Source organism: Streptomyces sp. 1222.5, from assembly GCF_900105245.1.
Lineage (GTDB): Bacteria > Actinomycetota > Actinomycetes > Streptomycetales > Streptomycetaceae > Streptomyces > Streptomyces albidocamelliae.
Genome location: NZ_FNSZ01000001.1, coordinates 8,277,215 through 8,294,144, shown reverse-complemented (window position 1 = coordinate 8,294,144; position 16,930 = coordinate 8,277,215). Strand labels below are relative to the sequence as shown.

Annotated in this window: 16 protein-coding genes; 5 read left to right on the top strand and 11 right to left on the bottom strand. The window is 71.8% G+C overall.

Going from position 1 to position 16,930, the window contains the following annotated elements; genetic code table 11:
- Positions 1-38: 38 nt before the first annotated feature.
- Positions 39-1,823, bottom strand: coding sequence for a sensor histidine kinase (locus BLW57_RS37635; protein ID WP_093481113.1), 1,785 nt, complete (start codon positions 1,821-1,823; stop codon positions 39-41).
- A gap of 337 nt (positions 1,824-2,160) precedes the next feature.
- Between BLW57_RS37635 and BLW57_RS37630 the strand changes: the two genes are divergently transcribed.
- On the top strand, positions 2,161-2,619 hold the full coding sequence (locus BLW57_RS37630) for a pyridoxamine 5'-phosphate oxidase family protein (RefSeq protein ID WP_093480146.1): 459 nt from the start codon (positions 2,161-2,163) through the stop codon (positions 2,617-2,619).
- A gap of 62 nt (positions 2,620-2,681) precedes the next feature.
- On the opposite strand, the gene BLW57_RS37625 is transcribed toward BLW57_RS37630, so the two are convergent.
- The 4 genes from BLW57_RS37625 to BLW57_RS37610 all read right to left on the bottom strand — a co-directional run bounded on the left by BLW57_RS37625 (position 2,682) and on the right by BLW57_RS37610 (position 6,383).
- Complete coding sequence (locus BLW57_RS37625) at positions 2,682-3,305, bottom strand: helix-turn-helix domain-containing protein (protein ID WP_256339870.1); 624 nt, start codon at positions 3,303-3,305, stop codon at positions 2,682-2,684.
- 71 nt (positions 3,306-3,376) lie between these two features.
- Positions 3,377-4,447, bottom strand: a complete 1,071-nt coding sequence (locus BLW57_RS37620) for a zinc-dependent alcohol dehydrogenase family protein (RefSeq protein WP_093480145.1) — start codon at positions 4,445-4,447, stop codon at positions 3,377-3,379.
- 8 nt (positions 4,448-4,455) lie between these two features.
- A complete protein-coding gene (locus BLW57_RS37615; RefSeq protein ID WP_093480144.1) occupies positions 4,456-5,445 on the bottom strand; it encodes a universal stress protein in 990 nt (329 codons plus the stop codon).
- A gap of 23 nt (positions 5,446-5,468) precedes the next feature.
- Positions 5,469-6,383 carry a universal stress protein gene (locus tag BLW57_RS37610; protein ID WP_093480143.1) on the bottom strand — a complete coding sequence of 305 codons (915 nt, stop codon included), beginning with the start codon at positions 6,381-6,383 and terminating at the stop codon, positions 5,469-5,471.
- Between the two features lie 210 nt (positions 6,384-6,593).
- Between BLW57_RS37610 and BLW57_RS37600 the strand changes: the two genes are divergently transcribed.
- Positions 6,594-7,250, top strand: coding sequence for a CBS domain-containing protein (locus BLW57_RS37600; RefSeq protein ID WP_093480141.1), 657 nt, complete (start codon positions 6,594-6,596; stop codon positions 7,248-7,250).
- Between the two features lie 139 nt (positions 7,251-7,389).
- Positions 7,390-8,133: a response regulator gene (locus BLW57_RS37595; protein ID WP_256339719.1), complete on the top strand. Its 744-nt coding sequence runs from the start codon at positions 7,390-7,392 to the stop codon at positions 8,131-8,133.
- A gap of 6 nt (positions 8,134-8,139) precedes the next feature.
- Here the strand turns inward: BLW57_RS37595 and BLW57_RS37590 are convergent, their stop codons facing one another.
- The 5 genes from BLW57_RS37590 to BLW57_RS37570 all read right to left on the bottom strand — a co-directional run bounded on the left by BLW57_RS37590 (position 8,140) and on the right by BLW57_RS37570 (position 13,566).
- The gene (locus BLW57_RS37590) at positions 8,140-9,009 is read right to left on the bottom strand and encodes a carbohydrate ABC transporter permease (protein WP_093480140.1); all 870 of its coding nucleotides are present in this window, start codon (positions 9,007-9,009) and stop codon (positions 8,140-8,142) included.
- Positions 9,006-9,968 carry a carbohydrate ABC transporter permease gene (locus BLW57_RS37585; protein ID WP_256339718.1) on the bottom strand — a complete coding sequence of 321 codons (963 nt, stop codon included), beginning with the start codon at positions 9,966-9,968 and terminating at the stop codon, positions 9,006-9,008. Before BLW57_RS37585 ends, BLW57_RS37590 begins: the two co-directional genes overlap by 4 nt.
- Positions 9,962-11,302 carry an ABC transporter substrate-binding protein gene (locus BLW57_RS37580; protein WP_093480139.1) on the bottom strand — a complete coding sequence of 447 codons (1,341 nt, stop codon included), beginning with the start codon at positions 11,300-11,302 and terminating at the stop codon, positions 9,962-9,964. The genes BLW57_RS37585 and BLW57_RS37580 overlap by 7 nt, the downstream gene beginning before the upstream one ends.
- A complete protein-coding gene (locus tag BLW57_RS37575; protein WP_093480138.1) occupies positions 11,299-12,288 on the bottom strand; it encodes a GNAT family N-acetyltransferase in 990 nt (329 codons plus the stop codon). The genes BLW57_RS37580 and BLW57_RS37575 overlap by 4 nt, the downstream gene beginning before the upstream one ends.
- A gap of 81 nt (positions 12,289-12,369) precedes the next feature.
- A complete protein-coding gene (locus BLW57_RS37570; protein WP_093480137.1) occupies positions 12,370-13,566 on the bottom strand; it encodes an exo-beta-N-acetylmuramidase NamZ family protein in 1,197 nt (398 codons plus the stop codon).
- Between the two features lie 134 nt (positions 13,567-13,700).
- Here BLW57_RS37570 and BLW57_RS42660 point away from each other — a divergent pair, with 134 nt between their 5' ends.
- Positions 13,701-13,826 (top strand): hypothetical protein, encoded by a 126-nt coding sequence (locus tag BLW57_RS42660; RefSeq protein ID WP_256339717.1) that lies wholly within the window; start codon positions 13,701-13,703, stop codon positions 13,824-13,826.
- Positions 13,827-13,933: 107 nt separating this feature from the next.
- On the top strand, positions 13,934-14,155 hold the full coding sequence (locus tag BLW57_RS37560) for a hypothetical protein (RefSeq protein WP_093480135.1): 222 nt from the start codon (positions 13,934-13,936) through the stop codon (positions 14,153-14,155).
- 87 nt (positions 14,156-14,242) lie between these two features.
- Here BLW57_RS37560 and BLW57_RS37555 read toward each other — a convergent pair whose 3' ends face one another.
- Positions 14,243-16,843, bottom strand: a complete 2,601-nt coding sequence (locus BLW57_RS37555; RefSeq protein WP_093480134.1) for a PA14 domain-containing protein — start codon at positions 16,841-16,843, stop codon at positions 14,243-14,245.
- Positions 16,844-16,930: the final 87 nt, after the last annotated feature.

The window sequence follows — 16,930 nt, the reverse complement described above, 5'->3', positions numbered from 1 at the left end:
CCGACTCCAGCACTGCCTGCCGGGGGCAGTCAACACGATCAGGGCACTGGCCGGCCCTCACGTCGGTCCGGCCCCGACTCGGCCCATGATCCGCCGGACGAGCCCTGGGCGTCGGGCAGGGGTACCCGCCAGCGCAGAGTGGCCCCTACCTCGTCCGGGTGGGACGTGTCGAAGTTCCCGCCCAGCTGTTCCGCCCGCTCGGCCATGTTGCGCAGCCCGCTGCGCCGGCCGCCGGGCGGGAAGCCCACGCCGTTGTCCGACACCGTCAACGACACCTCCCGGCCGCCGGCCGTCAGCACGACCTGGGCCCGGTCGGCGTGCGCGTGACGGGCGATGTTGGTGAGTGCCTCGGACAGGACGGCCACGACGTGGTCGGCGATCTCGCGCGGGACATCGGTGTCCAGCAGGCCCTCCATGCGCACGCTGGGCGGGAAGCCGAGCACGGGTGTCTCCTCCCCCACCACGCGCATGACCCGGGCCCGCAGCCCGTCGTCGGGTCCCCCCGTGCGGGAGCGCAGCCCGAAGATGGCCGACCTGATGATCTTGATGGTCTCGTCCAGGTCGTCCACGGCCCTCAGCACCCGCTCGGAGGCCTCCGGGTGCTCGATGAAGCGTCCCGCGCTCTGCAGGGTCATGCCCGTGGCGAACAACCGCTGGATGGCCAGGTCGTGCAGGTCACGGGCGATACGGTCCCGGTCCTGGAGCACCGCGATCTGCTCGGCGTCCTCCCGGCGGTCGGCCAGCTCCATCGCGATGGCGGCCTGCGCCGCGAACCCTTGCAACATCTCGGTCTCCTTGCCCGAGAACACCGGCCGGCCGGATTCCCGGGCCACCAGCACCACGCCCCGGGCACCGCCCTCCCCGGTGCCGATGGGGACGGCGACGGCAGGGCCCAGCCCCTCGAAGCGCGGCGGCTCCGGGGAGACCCGCTCGTCGCGCTGCACGTCCTCGGAGGCGACCGGCGCGGCGGCGGCGAACGCGAGACCCATCAGCGTTCCGGACGGGGGCAGCACCAGCCCGCGATGCGCGTCCGCGTCCATGCCGACGGCGATCTCCACACTGAGGGACGCACCCGCGCCCAGCGGGATCGCCACCGCCGCCAGTGCCGAGCCCATGAGCTCGCGGGCTCGTTCGGCGATCAGCTTGAGGGCCTCGGCCCGACGACTGCCGGACATCAGACTGTGACTGATCTCGGCGTTCGCCAGCAGCCCGCGCTCGCGCAGCCGCGAGTCCTCGTACAGTCGGGCGTTGTCGATGGCCACGCCGGCCGCCACGGCCAGCGTGGACAGCACCGACTCGTCCTCCTCGTCGAACTGCGCCCCGCCACGCTTCTCGGTCAGGTAGAGGTTGCCGTAGACCTGATCACGGACCCGGATCGGCACGCCCAGGAAGGTGTTCATGGGCGGATGGTGGGCCGGGAAGCCGTAGGAGGCCGGGTGCTGCGCGATCTTCTCCAGCCGGAGCGGCGCCGGGTGCCGGATGACCTCGCCGAGGATGCCGTGTCCCTCCGGGAAGGGGCCGATCTCGGCGATCCGCGCCTCGCTCACGCCCACGGTGTGGAAGGCCGACAGGGATCGTCCGTCGGGGCCGATGACGCCCAGGGCGCCGTACTCGGCGTCGACGAGCACGGCGGCCGCCTCCACGATGGAGTGCAGTGCCTGTTCGAGGTCCAGTTCCCGGCCGACGGAGAGCACCGCCTCCAGCAGGCTGTGCACCCTCTTCTGCGTGCCCCGGGCCGCGTTGATCCGGGCCTGCAGTTCCTCCAGCAACTCGTCGAGCTTGAGCTGCGGCAGCCGAACGCGGGACTCCTCCGGGTGTGCCACCACGTGCCTCCGTGTCCCCTCGCGCGCGAAGGGTGGACTGTCGGGGTCACTGCCACAGTAGCCTTCGCCGGCGCTGCCCGGCAGCGCGGCCTCCCCGAGCGGGGCCCGCCGGTCCGGTTCGGCCGCCCCGTCGGGGGGACGTACGGCCCCCCATCAGGTCCGACCGGCACTGGAGGGCGGGTGCGCCGTGGACGACAGTGAGGACAGGAGCGGCGCCGGTCCCCCGCGGTGTCGCTCCGCCCGCAGAACGCCTCGGTCTCCGCGACCGCGCCCCGGCACCCACGGAGCAACGGGCCCCGCCGGCGGAACACTTGCCCCCTCCTGGAGAAGCAAGGCCATGACTCCTCACCACGACCCGGTGCGCCGGCGTATCGACCTCGACTCCGCCGAGGCGCTGCGGTTGCTGGGCAGCGTGTCCCTGGGAAGGATCGTCTTCACCCGGCAGGCCCTGCCCACCGTCCGCCCCGTCAACCACGTCCTGGACCGCGGGGACATCGTCATCCGCACCCATGAGGGCGCGGCACTGACGGCGCACGCTCAGGAGGCCGACGGCGCGGGCGTGGTCGTGGCGTACGAGGCCGACGTCATCGATCCCGACACCCATCTCGGCTGGAGCGTGGTCGTCACCGGTTACGCCCGCCTGGTGACCGATCCGTCCGAACTGGCCCGCATCCAGACGCTGTTGCAGCCCTGGGTCCCCTCCGAGGGCATGGACCATGCGGTGCGCATCCGCCCCGAGCTGGTCGCGGGGGTCCGCCTGGCGGGGGCCGCTGAGACGGCGCCGGCGCCCGGCTGACGCTCTGCGGGGACCGCGCGCGTCCACGGCGGTGCGGCCGTACGCGTGCCGGGAAGCCGCGCTCATACGGTGATCCGGCGTCCCGAGACGACATCGGGCTCGATCCGGATCCACACCTCGCGCACACCGCCCGCCCACGGCCTGCTGTGTGCCCGCTCGGCGTAGCGGCGCCGTCGCTCTGGGTCCGTCACGGTGCGTGCGACTCCGCGTACCAGGACGCTCCAGCCCTGGCTGAAGGCGTCGTCGATGCGGTCGACCTCGAAGGCCACCCGGCGGCCGTCGGCCGGCGCGGCCGGGGAGCCGGCCGCGGTCCGGAAGACGATCGCACCGTCCACGATGCTGTAGTTGACCGGCAGGATCTCCGGACCCGAGCCGGTGGCGACCGCGAGCCTCCCCACTCCGTGCGAGCCCAGCAGCGCCTGGCACTCGGCGGCGCTCAGCTCGGTGAGGCGGGATTCGCGGGCGGCGCGTCCGGAGCCGGGCGGTGTGTCGAGGGCGCCGCCGGTCAGCTCGGTTACGGTGGTCTCCAGGGCCTCGGCCAGCCGGTGCAGCATCCCGGTGCCGGGGGCGGCGCCGGGGTGCTCCTCCAGGTAGCGGAGGTAGCCGGCGTCCATGCCGGCCCGTGCGGCCGTCTGCCCGCGCGTCAGGCCGAGGCGGGCGCGCCGGGTGGCCAGGCGGCGGCCCAGATCACCGAGGGGCGCCTCCGTCGTCGTGTGTGCGCTCGGCGTTCGGTCATGGCCGTCACGCTCCTTCTCGCTCAGGCCGCGGGGACGGCCACTTCCGCGTGCTGCTCCGGACCGAGCACGACTTTCAGCGCGCCGGTGTCGGCGGCTCTGGCGAAGACCTCGTAGGCCTCCTCCATGTGGTCCAGCGGGAAGGTGTGGGTGACGAGTTGCCCGGTCGGCAGCCGCCCCGCGGCGGCCATCCGGAGCAGGGTGGGAGTGGAGTAGGTGTCCACCAGGCCGGTCGTGATGGTCACGTTCCTGATCCACAGGTCCTCGAGGTGGAGCGTGGCCGGTCCGCCGTGGACACCGACGTTGGCGACGTGCCCGCCGGGCCGGACCATACGGGTGCACAGTTCGAAGCTCTCCGGCACACCGACCGCCTCGATCACCACGTCGGCGCCGAGACCGTCGGTCAGATCGGCGACCAGCTGGCCGGGGTCCTCGTTCGCGTCCGCCACGGCGTCGGCGCCGAGGCGATGGGCGGCCTCCAGCCGGGCCGGGGCCAGGTCGACGGAGATGATCCGCTCGGGCGCGAACAGACGTGCCGTGGCGATCGCCGCGAGTCCGATGGGGCCCGCTCCGACGACGGTGACGGTGTCCCCTGGACGCACCTGCCCGTTGAGGACACCCACTTCGTAGGACGTCGGGAAGACGTCGGCGAGCAGGACGGCGTCCTGACCGGGAACGGCGGCGGGCAGAGGGTGTACGGAGAGGTCGGCGTGCGGCACCCGGACGTACTCGGCCTGGGTGCCGTCGACGAGGTGGCCGAGGATCCAGCCCCCGCCGCCACGGCACTGGCCGTAGGAGCCGTCCCGGCAGAACCGGCACCGGCCGCACGAGGTGATGCAGGAGACCAGCACCCGGTCGCCGGGGCGTACGGTCCGCACGTCACCGCCGACCTCGACGATCTCCCCGACGGCTTCGTGGCCGAGCACCGTGCCGGGGCGGACCTCGGGGACGTCGCCCTTCAGGATGTGGAGGTCCGTTCCGCAGATGGTCACGGCGTCGACCTGCACGATCGCGTCGGTGGGTTCCTTGACGGCCGGATCCGGGACGTCCTGCCAGGACGCCTGTCCGGGACCGTGGAAGACGAAGCCTTTCATGCTGCTCCTCACCCTGTTTCGGTGTGCTGTCCGTGGTCCGGCGGGGCGGGTGCGGGACCGTCGCGGCGCCGGGTCCGGTCCCCCTCCCAGGCCGGCTCGGGTACGACGGCGACGGGGCAGTCCGCGTGGTGGAGTGCCCGATGGGCGGCCCGGCCGAGCTGGAGCCCGAAGTGGCCCGGGCGGCGCCGGGCGCCGACGACGAGCAGGTCGGCTCCGTGCGCGGCGGCCGGCAGGACGTCCTGGGCGCGGCCCTCGACCGTACGGCATCGTTTCTGGAGGCCGGCCGGGCAGTCGTGAAGGGCCTCCTCCACCAGGTCCCTGGCCTGTCGCTCCTGCGGATGGGCCGGACCGCCGGTGGTCGGCGGCTGTGCGTGCTGCTCGTACGGGTGCCGTCGGCGCCACGCCCGTACGGCCTCCAGCGGGACGCCGCGCAGCAGGGACTCCTCGACCGCGAAGCGCACGGCGGCGGAGCCCGCGGGGCTGTCGCCCACCCCCAGGACGATCCGGCCGTGGGCTTGCGGGCGGGCCTCGCCGGAGTGGTTCGCGCGCAGCACGATGACCGGGCAGTGGGCGTGGCCGGCCACCGCGACGCTGACCGAGCCGAGAAGCGCCTCGGCCATGCCGCTGCGGCCACGGCAGCCGAGGACCAGCAGGAGGGCGCTGCGGCTCTCCCGTGTCAGGGCGTACTCCGGCTCTTCGGGCAGCACGTCGGTGAAGACCTTGATGCCGGGCTGCCGGCGGTGGGCGCGCCGTTCCGCGGCCTCGACGACGTCCTCGGCCATGAGCTCCTCGGACGGCTCCTCGGTGTCGGCGGTGGGAGTGGTGCCCTCGTAGCGCTCCCACAGGGAGGCGTGCACCAGGCGGAGCGATGCGCCGCGCAGGGCCGCCTCGTCGGCGGCCCAGTCCACGGCGCGCAGGCTCCGCTCGGAGCCGTCGACGCCGACGACCATCGGGAGGTCCAGGGGTTCGCCGAAGGCATGTGCGGTTGCTGCGCTCATGGCTTCTCACTCCTCGGGGACGGTCAACCGTGCGCGACGACCGCGACGGGCGCGGCGACGTGGTGGAGGGCGGCCTGGGTGACATGGCCGATGTGGGCGCCGAACAGGCCCGTGCGCACACGCCGGCCGACGACCACCAGCGAGGCGTCGTGGGAGGCGGCGACGAGGACCTGTGCGGCACTGCCGCACCGGCTCGCCTCGATCACCTCGACGTCGGTGAACTTCTGCCGCCATGGCTGGAGCGTCCTGGTCAGCAGGGCCGCCTGTCCGCGTTCGAGCGAGTCGTGGACGTCGACGTCACCGGGGACGTCGTCGAGGTCGTGGAAGGAGGTCGGCGGCTCGGGCCAGGCGTGGACCGCCCGCAGGGGTGCTCGGCGGCGTGCGGCGGCGTCGAAGGCGAACTCCGTGAGTGTGCCGTCCGGGCGGTCGAGGTCGAGGCCGAGGACCACGGGCCGATAGGGCGCCGCCGCGGAGGGCACGCCCGCCGGGTCCGGCAGGTGTTCGTCGGCGGCCTGCTCCCCGGCGCGCACCAGCACCACCGGGCGCTCGGCGCGGGCGACGACGGCGAGGGCGACCGATCCGACGAGGTGGCCGCCGAGCCGGCCGAGGCCTCGCGAACCCAGCACCAGCAGCTCGGCGTGGCCCGCGGCCTCGCACAGGACGTCGGCCACGGTCCCGGTGAGCACCTCGGCGGTCACGTCGAGGCCGGGGTGGCGGAGCCGAATGCCCTCGGCGGACTCGTGTGCCGTCCGCTCGGCCCACTGCCGGTACTTCTCCAGGTCCAGCAGCGGTGTCCGGGCCACCCTCCTGGGCGACGGCTCCTGGACGAGGAAGATCTCGAGGGGCAGACGGCGCAGCAGCGCCTCGCGGGCCGCCCACTCGGCCGCGGCCCGGCTCTCGGGCGAGTCGTCGAGGCCCACGGTGACGGTCGGCGCCATGGTCTCCTCCTCCCGGGTCCGCGTCCCACACCAGCGTGGCGCCGGGGCCGGCGGCGGGGTCAGGGGCCACACGGCCCCATCGGGGGCCGATCGGCCCGCCGTGGCGCGGAAGCCGGCGGGCGGCGGGGGCCGGGCGGCCCATGGCACCTTCCGGGTTCTCGGCCCACCCTGGAAGGAGCCGGACATCGTCGAGGCGCCTGTGGAGTGACCATGCACGGCTTCCCGCACATCGTCAGTGACGTGATGACCTTGACGGTCGCCGCCGTCGGCCGCCGGGCCCCGTTCAAGGAGGTCGTGCATCTGATGCAGGACTGGCGGGTCAGCGCCCTGCCCGTGATCGAGGGTGAGGGCCGGGTGGTCGGCGTGGTGTCCGAGGCCGACCTGCTGCCGAAGGAGGAGTTGCGGGACGGCCCCGACCGGGCCTATCTGGCGCTGCGCCGGCCCGTCGACGTGGCGAAGGCCGATGCCCTCACCGCCGGGGACCTCATGTCCTCGCCCGCCGTCACGGTGCACGCCGACGCCACCCTCGCCGAGGCCGCGCGGATGATGGCGTGCGCGGGCGTCAAGAGGCTGCCGGTGGTGGACGACGACGACATGCTGGCGGGTGTCGTCAGCCGCGCCGACCTGCTCAAGGTGTTCCTGCGCGACGACGAGGACATCGCCGAGGAGGTACGGCGCGAGGTCGCGGTGTACCTCTTCCCGCCGCCGGCGTCGGCCGTACGGGTGGAGGTGCACGACGGTGTCGTGACGCTGACCGGCAGGATCCGCGACAACGCCCTCGTTCCTGTGGCGGCCCGTCTGGTCAGGGCCGTCGAAGGGGTCGTGGACGTGGAGTTCGACCTGGCCCACGACAGGGTGACGCACTAGCCGCGGGGCGACCGGGGCGCCGCCGGGCCGCGGGGCGACTGGGGCCGGTCGGCCCTGGTGCGACCGGCGCCGACCGGCGATGATCGGTCCGCAAGGGGCAGTCGGCAGGCTGTCGTCGTCCGCGAAACGTGGGATCGCCATGACCGAGACGCGCGTCTTCAGCGAGCAGCACCCGATCCGTGTGTTCCTGCTCGACGACCACGAGGTGGTGCGGCGCGGCCTGTCGGACCTTCTCGACGCCGAACCGGACATCTCCGTGGTCGGCGACGCGGACACCGCCGAGCACGCGCTCGCCCGGGGCCCCGCCCTGCGCCCCGACGTGGCCGTCCTCGACGTGCGCCTGCCGGACGGCGACGGCATCTCGGTCTGCCGGGAGCTGCGCGACCGGATGCCCGGGCTGGCGTGTCTGATGCTGACCTCGTTCGACGACGAGGAGGCGCTACTGGACGCGATCATGGCCGGCGCGGCCGGATACGTCCTGAAGCAGATCAAGGGCTCGGACCTGGTGTCGGCGGTGCGCACGGTGGCGTCGGGCCAGTCGATGCTCGATCCGGCGACCACCGCCCGTCTGATGCGCTCCCTGCGCACGGACCCGGCCGCGGCCCCGTCGCTGCCTCCGGAGCTGGCCGGTCTCTCTCCGCGGGAACGGGGCATCCTCGCGCTGATCGGTGACGGTCTGACCAACCGTGAGATCGGCAAGCGGCTGTTCCTGTCGGAGAAGACCGTCAAGAACCACATCTCGCGGCTGCTGGCGAAACTCGGTGTGCAGCGCAGGGTCCAGGCGGCGGTCCTCGCCTCCCAGCTGGACACTCACGGAGCCGACCCGCACGACGTGCAGCGCGCTCGTGACGCCCATCAGGCGCGGGACCGCACGTCCTGGTGACCGCTGTTATTTGAGGCCGCTGAGCATGACGCCGCGGATGTAGTACTTCTGCAGCAGCAGGAAGAGCACCAGGACCGGCAGGACGCTCACGACGAGGCCCGCCATGACGATGGGCATCGTGCGGGTCGGGTCGACGTAGTCCTGGAGGAGCTGGATACCGACGGGGAGTGTCATCACCGCCGGGTTGGCCGTCGACACCAGCAGGGCCCAGATGTACTCGTTCCAGGCGTCCACGAAGGTCAGCAGTCCGAGTGTCACCATGACCGGTTTGGTCTGCGGCACCACGATCCGCCACCACACGGTGAACTCCCCCGCGCCGTCGATGCGTGCCGCCTCCAGCACCTCGTCGGGAATGGAGACCATGAACTGCCGCATCAGGAAGATGCCGAAGCCGTTGACGAGGAACGGCACGGCGAGCGCCACGATGCTGACGGTGAGGCCGGCGCCGCCGCGGCCGAAGAGGTCGTTGCCGCCGGCCAGCGGCCAGTGCACCAGGATCAGGAAGTGCGGGACGAAGAAGAGGAACGGCGGGAACATCATCGTCGACAGCACGAGCCGGAAGACGAAGTCGCGCCCGGGGAAGTGGAGTTTGGCCAGCGCGTAGCCGGCGAGCGACGAGGTGAGCAGGACCGACCCGGTGATCACGGCGGTCGCGACGACGCTGTTGCGGAAGAGCACCGGCAGGTCCAGCTGGTCGACCGCCGCACGGTAGTTGGACAGGTCGAACGCCTCGGGCAGGAAGTGGTACGGCAGCGTGCCGGACTCACCGGGCCCCTTGAAGGACGTCATCACCATGTCGAGGAACGGCACCACCGTGAGCACGGCGCCGGTCACGACCAACAGGTAGGAGAACCAGGGGAATCGGCGGCGGATCATGCGTCCTCTCCCTTGCGCCGGAAGATCCACAGCTGCACCAGGGTGACCGCGAGGACCACCACGAACAGCACGAAGGCGGCGGCGCTCGCGGTGCCCCAGTCGCCGTACGAGAAGGCCTGCCGGTACATCTCCAGCGCGGCCACGTTGGTGGCGTCCCCCGGGCCGCCCTTGGTCATCACGATGATCAGCGCGAACGACTGCAGGCCGGTGAGGAACTGGGTGACGCACACGAACAGCAGGGAGGGGCGCAGCAGCGGCAGCGTGATCTTCCACAGGACGGTGACGGGGCCGGCCCCGTCGAGCGCGGCGGCCTCGTAGTACGACTCGGGGATGGACTTCAGCCCGGCGGTCAGGATGAGGATCGCCGAGCCCACCGAGGCCCACGCCTGGACGACCACGACCGACGCCAGGGCGGTGTCCGGGTCCTGGAGGAAGGCCACCGAGCCGAGACCGAAGGCGTTGAGGACGCCGTTGACCAGACCGCCCGGCTCGTACATGTACTTCCACACGTTGCCGACGGCGACGACGGTGGTGACGATCGGGAGGAAGTACAGGGTGCGCCACAGGCCCTGGAAGCGGAGCTGGTCGATGCAGGTGGCGACGAGCAGGGAGCCGGCGAGAGCGAGTGTCACGGTGCCCAGGGCGAACAGCAGGGTGTTGGTGAGGATCGGCGTCAGGAACGTCGAGCCGGCCGAGAAGAGGCCGGTGAAGTTGTCCAGGCCCACCGGATCGATGTCGCCGAGGTCGAACCCCGCCCAGCGGGACATCGACAGCAGCAGCGCGAAGCCGAGCGGCAGGATGAGGAAGACGGCGAAGAACAGCAGCGTCGGTGCCAGGAAGAGGTACGCGACCGTGGCCTGGCGGCGTGGGATCCGGCTGCGGCGGTCGACGGCGGGCTCGGTGACGGGCGGGGTGTGCGCCGGCCGCCCGGTCGTCTCCGGCGCCAGGGTGTTCACCACGAGCGCGACACCTCCTGGTCGACCTGTCGGCGGGTGGTGCGCAGGGCCTCGTCGACCGACTGCTGGCCGGTCCACAGCGCCTCGATGTTCTTGCGCAGCAGCGACTTGGCCTGCTGGGCGCCCGGCCCGTTCGGCTCGGGCACCGAGTACGCCAGCGCGTCGAGGAACGGGCGCAGGTTCGGGTCACCGCCCTGGCCGAGAAGGGCGTGCATGTCGTCGGCGCGGCCGGTCAGGGAACCGACCGAGACTTGCAGGGAGCTCATCCTGGTCGCTGTCGTGTGCTGTGCGGTGTGGCTCGCGCGCGTCCTGTCGGTGTTGAGCCAGCGCAGGAAGTCCCAGGCTTCTCGGGGGTGTCGGGCGGTGGCGTTGACGCCGAGCATGAAGCCGGTGGAGAGCGTGGCGTTCGTGTCGCCGATGCCGGGTACGGGCACGGGTGCGACCCCGACGTCCCGATAGGCTCTGCCCATCAGTGACTTGAGGTTCGCGGTCCACCAGCCGGCGCTGATCACCATGGCCACCTGTCCGGAAGCGAACGCCTTGTAGACGTTGATGCCGGGGGCGCTCGCCCCTTCGGCGATGAGGCGGTGCTCCAGATCGAACACGGCCCGGCCGGCGGGCGAGTCGATGGCGGTGCTCCTGCCGTCCGGGGAGACGAAGGTTCCGCCGGCGGCGTTGAGCAGGGCGAGTGTCTGGCCGACGGTGGTGGAGTCGTCGTAGGTCGACAGCCCGAACCCCTGGACCAGCGTGTTGCCGTAGCGGTCGCGCGCGGCGGTGCGGTGGGCCGCCTCCTCCAACTCCCGCCAGGTGCGCGGCGGACGGGTGATCCCGGCCTCGCGGAGCAGTCGTCTGTTGTAGTAGAGGGCGTACGTCTGCACCTCGGTGGGATAGCCGTAGATCCTGCCCCCGACGGACGCGGAGCGGACGGCGGCCTCTCCGTACCCGCGTCGGATCTCCTCTGCGTGCTCGGGTGGGGCGGGTCGCAGGACGCCGGCCTGGACGAGCTGGCCGTTCCACAGGCAGTACGGATGGAGGATGTCCGCGCCCTGCCCGGCGGCCTGCCGGACCATGAACGTGGTCAGGAGGTCGGTGAATTCGACCGCTTTGGTCTGCACCTTGACCCGGTCGTGCGAGGCGTTCCACTCGTCGACCGGGCTCTGCAGGGCCTCCTTGAGCTCTCCGCTCGTGTAGTGGGAGAGGAGGGTGAGGACGATCGGGTCACCGGGACGACCGGTGCCCTGGTGCGGTGCGGCGCATCCGGCGGTGAGCAGCGCCGAGGGCAGCGCGAGCGCGAAGTGCCGGCGGCTCGGGCCGCTGCCGCGGCGTGGTGGTCTCATCGTGCGGCCTCCCGGCGCATGACGCGGAAGACCCGGGTGGTGGCGAAGCCGCTCTTGCGGTACAGATGGCCCGCCGGGGACTGCTCCCCGGTCCACAAAAACCACGCGGAGTGCGCGCCACGTGCCCGCATCCGCTCCAGGACCAGGTGGAGCAAAACCTTGCCCAGCCCGGTACCGCGCGTCTCCTCCAGCACACCGAAGGGACCGAACCGCTCGTCGGCCGACTCGTACGCGCCGTGCATCGCCCAGCCGACGAGGCGGCCCGCCGGGTCCCGGACACAGACGATCCGGTCGAGCGGCGTTCCCGCGGCCAGGCACTCGCGGATCGCACGGGCCCAGTCGGGGGCGAAGTGGTTCCCGGCGAGCGCGACCAGTTCCACCAGGTCGTCGTCGGACGGGGTGCCGAACCGGTGGCCCAGTGTCCGCAGTTCGTCCAGGCGGAGCGCGACATCCTCCGGCAGGCGGTAGCCGACCAGGCCGCGGTCCATGGCCGCCGCCTCGTACAGGGTGTGGAAGCCGAGCGACTCCAGGAGTCCGGCGGCCTCCGGATACGTCTCTGCGTCCAGGCCGGGCAGGATGTAGTTCGGGGTGTACGACGAGAAGTCCACCCGGGTACGGCCGTGACCGTGCAGCCAGTCGAGCGCTTCGGTCAGCAGCCGGCGGCCGAGTCCTTGCCCGCGGGCGGCCGGGTCGACGAAGAAGAAGGGGATCCAGCCCTGCTCGGGTTCCAGGTCGGTTCCGGTCATCGGCGTCAGGCGGCGCACGGCGTAGGCGGCGCCGACCAGGCGGTCCTCGTGGACGGCGACCCGCAGCCCCTCGGGATCGAAGTTGGCGTCCAGCAGCACCGACGAACGGAAGCGGTCCGGGGTGAGGGGGTCGGCGGGGGCACTGCGGCACCACGTCTCGACCAACCGCGGCCCGTCACCCGCGCGGAAGCCGCGGACCTCGGCCCGGCAGTACGTGGTTCGGTCGATCTGCTCGGTCATCGACGGCGTGGTCCTTCCGTGCACGGGCGGCGGGCGTGGCGGGGGCAGGGCGGGCGCGCGGGGCGCAGGGGTCGGCGGCGCTCATGCGTAGAGCAGTGCGTCGTCGCCGGCCCACCGGGCGGGCGGCGCGGGCGGATCACACAGCTTCAGCGGGTCGTCACCCGCGTCGACGGCGCGCCGCAGCCGGTCGGATCCCCACAGCAGGTCGATGAAGTGCCGGTGACCGGTCCCCGCCGCGCCGCCGTCGGGCGTGAGCCAGGCGAAGTCCTCCGGGTACAGGCCCCGCAGCGTGGCGAGCATCGCGACGGCGGTGCGTACCGGGGCGAAGGTCTCGCGGTCGGTGACATGGAGCTGGACGCCGCGCAGCGGCCGTCCGGCGTGCTTGTGGAAGGTCGGTACGAACCGCAGGTCGCGGAAGTGCACTCCGGGCAGCGCGAGTTCGGCAAGCGCGGGCGCGAACCGTGCGTCGATGTACGGGGCTCCGACGGTCTCGAAGGGCTGCGTGGTGCCCCGGCCCTCGGAGAGGTTCGTGCCCTCGAAGAGGCAGGTCCCGGGATAGACGGTGGCGGTGGCGGTGGTCGGCATGTTCGGCGAGGGCGCGACCCACGGCAGGCCGGTGGCCTCCGCGTCCATCGCTCGCCGCCAGCCGACCGCTTCGATCACCGTCAAGTCCGCAGCGGTGCCCGCCGCGTCGAGGACGGCGGAGGTGTTCAGGTACCGCGCGAGTTCACCGCAGGTGAGCCCGTGCCGGACGGGCACCGGGGCCCGCCCGACGAAACCGGCATACGCCGGCTCCAGCAACGGGCCCTCGCTGACCAGCCCGCCGAGCGGATTGGGCCGGTCGGCGACCACGAACCGTACGCCGGTGCGGGCCGCCGAGACCATCAGGTCGAACATGGTCCACACGTAGGTGTAGAACCTGGCGCCGATGTCCTGGAGGTCGTACACCAGTGCGTCGACACCGCTGTCGATGAGCAGTTTGTCGAGGCGCTCGGCGTCGCAGCCGTAGGTGTCGTGGACGGGCAGGCCGGTTGCGGGGTCCGTCCGGACGGCCTCGCTCTCCCCGGCCTGGCCGGTGCCGTGCAGTCCGTGTTCGGGGCCGAACAGCGCGACCAGCCGAGCGCCGGCTTCGAGCAACGCGGACGGGGCGGGGCGCAGGTCGGGGAGGACGCCGGTGTGGTTGGTGACGAGTCCGAGCCGGCCGGGCCCGGCGAGGCCCGGTGACGCGTGCAGTCGCGCGATCCCGGTCGTCACGGTGCCGCGGTGGTCCGTGGTCATCCTTTGCCCCCGTCCGCCGGTGACACCTGGAAGCGGTGGTTCTGGAAGCCGGCACGGTTCCTTGCGGCCGGCATGGTCGCCAGCTCGGAATTCTGCACCGGTTCGACCCCGTTCAGGGGGAAGGTGGCCGCGGAATGTCGCGCGTCGCGCAGCGCCGCCCGGCGGCCGTGTGGCGCGCCGAGCAGGGGGTCGGCGACGCCGCCCGCCTTCTGGCTGCCGGCACACCCGGCTTCGCCCAGGACGGCGACCACCGCACCTGAAAGAGCGAAGGGGAAGCCAATCGGGGTATTCCGGTCAACCGCCGTCGGAAAGTTTCCGAACAATCGAGGGGAGAGCGGTCAGAAGTCCGCCGAGACCAAGGAGTGTCATGAAGCTGCGCCCCTCCACCACTCGTGTCCGCCTCGCGGCGATCGCCGGTGCCCTCGTGTTCGCCACCCTCGCGCTGGCGCCCTCCGCCCAGGCGGCCGAACTGGTGACGACCAAGTGGTCCTGCAACGGCGGCCCCGTGTTCACCATCACCACGACACCCCAGGCCACCACCCTGATCCAGCGGATCTACCCCACCGTCGGCTGCCGGCAGGTCGGCTGACGTCCGGTGCCGCGCAGCGGTCCGCCCACGACCGAAGCCGTGGGCGGACCGACCACTACCGATGACGTGTGCGGTTCCGTCCCCGTGTCAGGCGCAGCCCGCCGGCACCGGTCGTGACGCGTCGTCGATCAGGGCGGTCTGTGCCGCCTCCAACCGGGACACATCGGGTTTGACCACCTTGCGGTCGTACGTCAGCAGGCCGTTGAGCTCGCCCTCGACGTCCGAGATCTGCGTGTACACCGCGCCGTTGCCGCCGCGGCAGGCGAGCGCGTGGACCTCGGTCAGCTTCTTCAGGTAGTCGTCGGTGTACGTCGTCGGGTCGACGTCCACGTAGGACTGCTGGACCGACCAGGCGTGGCCCGGTATGCCGAGGCCCAGACCGCCGTACTCGCCGCTGACCAGGGCCCGCTGCCCGTCCGGACGGGGTGGCAGGGCGGGGCTCGGATAGCCGTGCTCGTCCATGATGTCACCGGCCCCGCCGTCGGCTCCGAGGTTGAGGCCCGACATGTTGTTGACCAGGCGGGTGGGGTCCCAGGACTTGGCCTGGGAGGCGACGCGGCCGATGTCGTACTGACCCCAGCCCTCGTTGAACACGACCCACATGACGACGGACGGGCTGCTGATGTGCTCGTCGATCATCTGCTTCATCTCGCGTTCGTACTCGGCGCGTGCCGGGGGGGACGGGTTCACGCCCGCCGTCATCGCCGGCATGTCCTGCCACACCATCAGGCCGAGCCGGTCGGCCCAGTAGAACCAGCGGTCGGGCTCGACCTTGATGTGCTTGCGGACGGAGTTGAAGCCCATCTTCTTGTGCATCTTCAGGTCGTAGGCGAGGGCCTCGTCACTCGGTGCGGTGTACAGGCCGTCCGGCCAGAATCCCTGGTCGAGAGTGGCCATCATGAAGACCGGCTTGCCGTTGAGGAGGGTGCGCGGGACACCGTTCACCTTCTGCACGGAGATGGAGCGCATCCCGAAGTAGCTGCCCACACGGTCGTGGCCGACGCTCACCTCGAGGTCGTAGAGGTACGGGTCGTCCGGCGACCAGAGCCGGGCGTGCGGGATCTTCAGGGTGAGGGGTTCACCGGTGCGTCCGGTCGCCGTGGCCACCTTGCGCTTTCCGGCGTACGCCGTGGCGGTGACCGACAGGCCGTCGCGTGTGCCCCGCGGTTCGACCGTGAGGGTGCCGTCGTCGACGTTCGGGGTGAGTTTCAGCTGGTCCACGTGGTCGGAGGCCACGGGCTCCAGCCACACCGTCTGCCAGATGCCGGAGGTCGGGGTGTACCAGATGCCGCTGGGGTCGAGGCGCTGCTTGCCGATCGGCGGGTTCTCACCGTTCGCCGCGTCGGTCGGGTCGTAGACGCCGACGATCAGCTCCTGGGTGCGGCCCGGCTCGAGGGCGTCGGTGATGTCGGCGCTGAACTTGTCGTAGCCGCCCTGGTGTTCGGCGACCTTGGTGCCGTTGACGTACACCTCGGCCCGCCAGTCGACGGCACCGAAGTTCAGTTGCAGCCGCTTGCCGTCACCGATCTTCCAGCCGGCCGGGACCGTGAAGGTGCGCCGGTACCACATCCGGTCCTCGTGCCGTTCCAGGCCCGAGAGCTGGGACTCCACCGGATAGGGGACGAGGATCCGCTCACCGAGGGTGCGGCCCACGGGCGGTTGCTCACCGGCCTTGGCCGCGGCGAACTGCCAGCTGCCGTTGAGGTTCTGCCAGGCGTCGCGGGTGAGCTGGGGCCTCGGGTACTCGCGGTGGGCGTTGGCCGGAGTGACCTCGTCGGCCCACTTGGTGCGCAGCTCGTGGGTGGAGTGGTTGGCGCCGCTGCTCCAGAAGGCGTTGACAACGTTGCCGTCCTGGGATGCGAGGCTCCCCTCGCCGTCGTAGCGGACGTCCGCCAGACCGGGCGCGGTGCCGGTCTTGTTGCCGACGACCGGCTCCTTCAGCGAGACCAGCAGCGACGTGGAATCGTCCGGGGCGAGCCGGACGGCGCCCAGGGGCCACTTCGCGCCGCCGATCACGGCGTCGAGGTGGTCGGTGATCCCCTTCGCGGGCGTCGCGAGGGGCTGCGCGAAGTCGAGGCGCAGGGTCCGGCCGTCCCGCAGGACGGTGGTGGCTATGGCGCCGTCGTAGGCGTAGCCCTCGGGCAGCAGGAACGCCGACTGCGGTACGGCGGCCTCGGTGCCGCCGGGCGGCGTCCAGCGCAGGTGGAGGTTGGAGCCACCGTAGTGCTCGAAGTACTCGACCTTGATGTCGTAGGCCTTGCCGGCGGTCAGTTCGACGGGGGCGCTGGTCTGTTCGCGGTCCCAGTCGTCGACCCAGTGGTCGATGGTGAGCTTGCCGTCGACCCAGAGGCGGAAGCCGTTGTCGCCGGTGATCGAGAAGGTGGTGGCGCCGGTCTTCTCGGGGACGATCCGGCCGGTCCAGCGGACGCTGACGTCGTCCGACTGGCCGGTGGCCGAGTTCAGGCGTGACTCCAGGGAGCCGAAGTCGAGCTGCGGGTCGAATCCGGTGGCCTTGAGCTGGGCGAAGTCGAAGGCTCCGGGGGCGGACTGGGTGTAGTACTCGCCCTTGAGGCCATGGACCTCGGTGCTGTCCGCGGCCGTGGCGTCGGGTACCGCGGCCAGCCCGGCGAAACCCAGGGCGGCGGCGAGCAGAAGGGACAGTCGGTGTCGGAGTGGTCTGATGCGCACGGTTCTCCCTTGACTGAGGGGAAGGGTGGCGGCTCACTGCTTCAGTCTGTACAACGTTGGAAGCAACGGCAGTTGGCATGAGAGCAC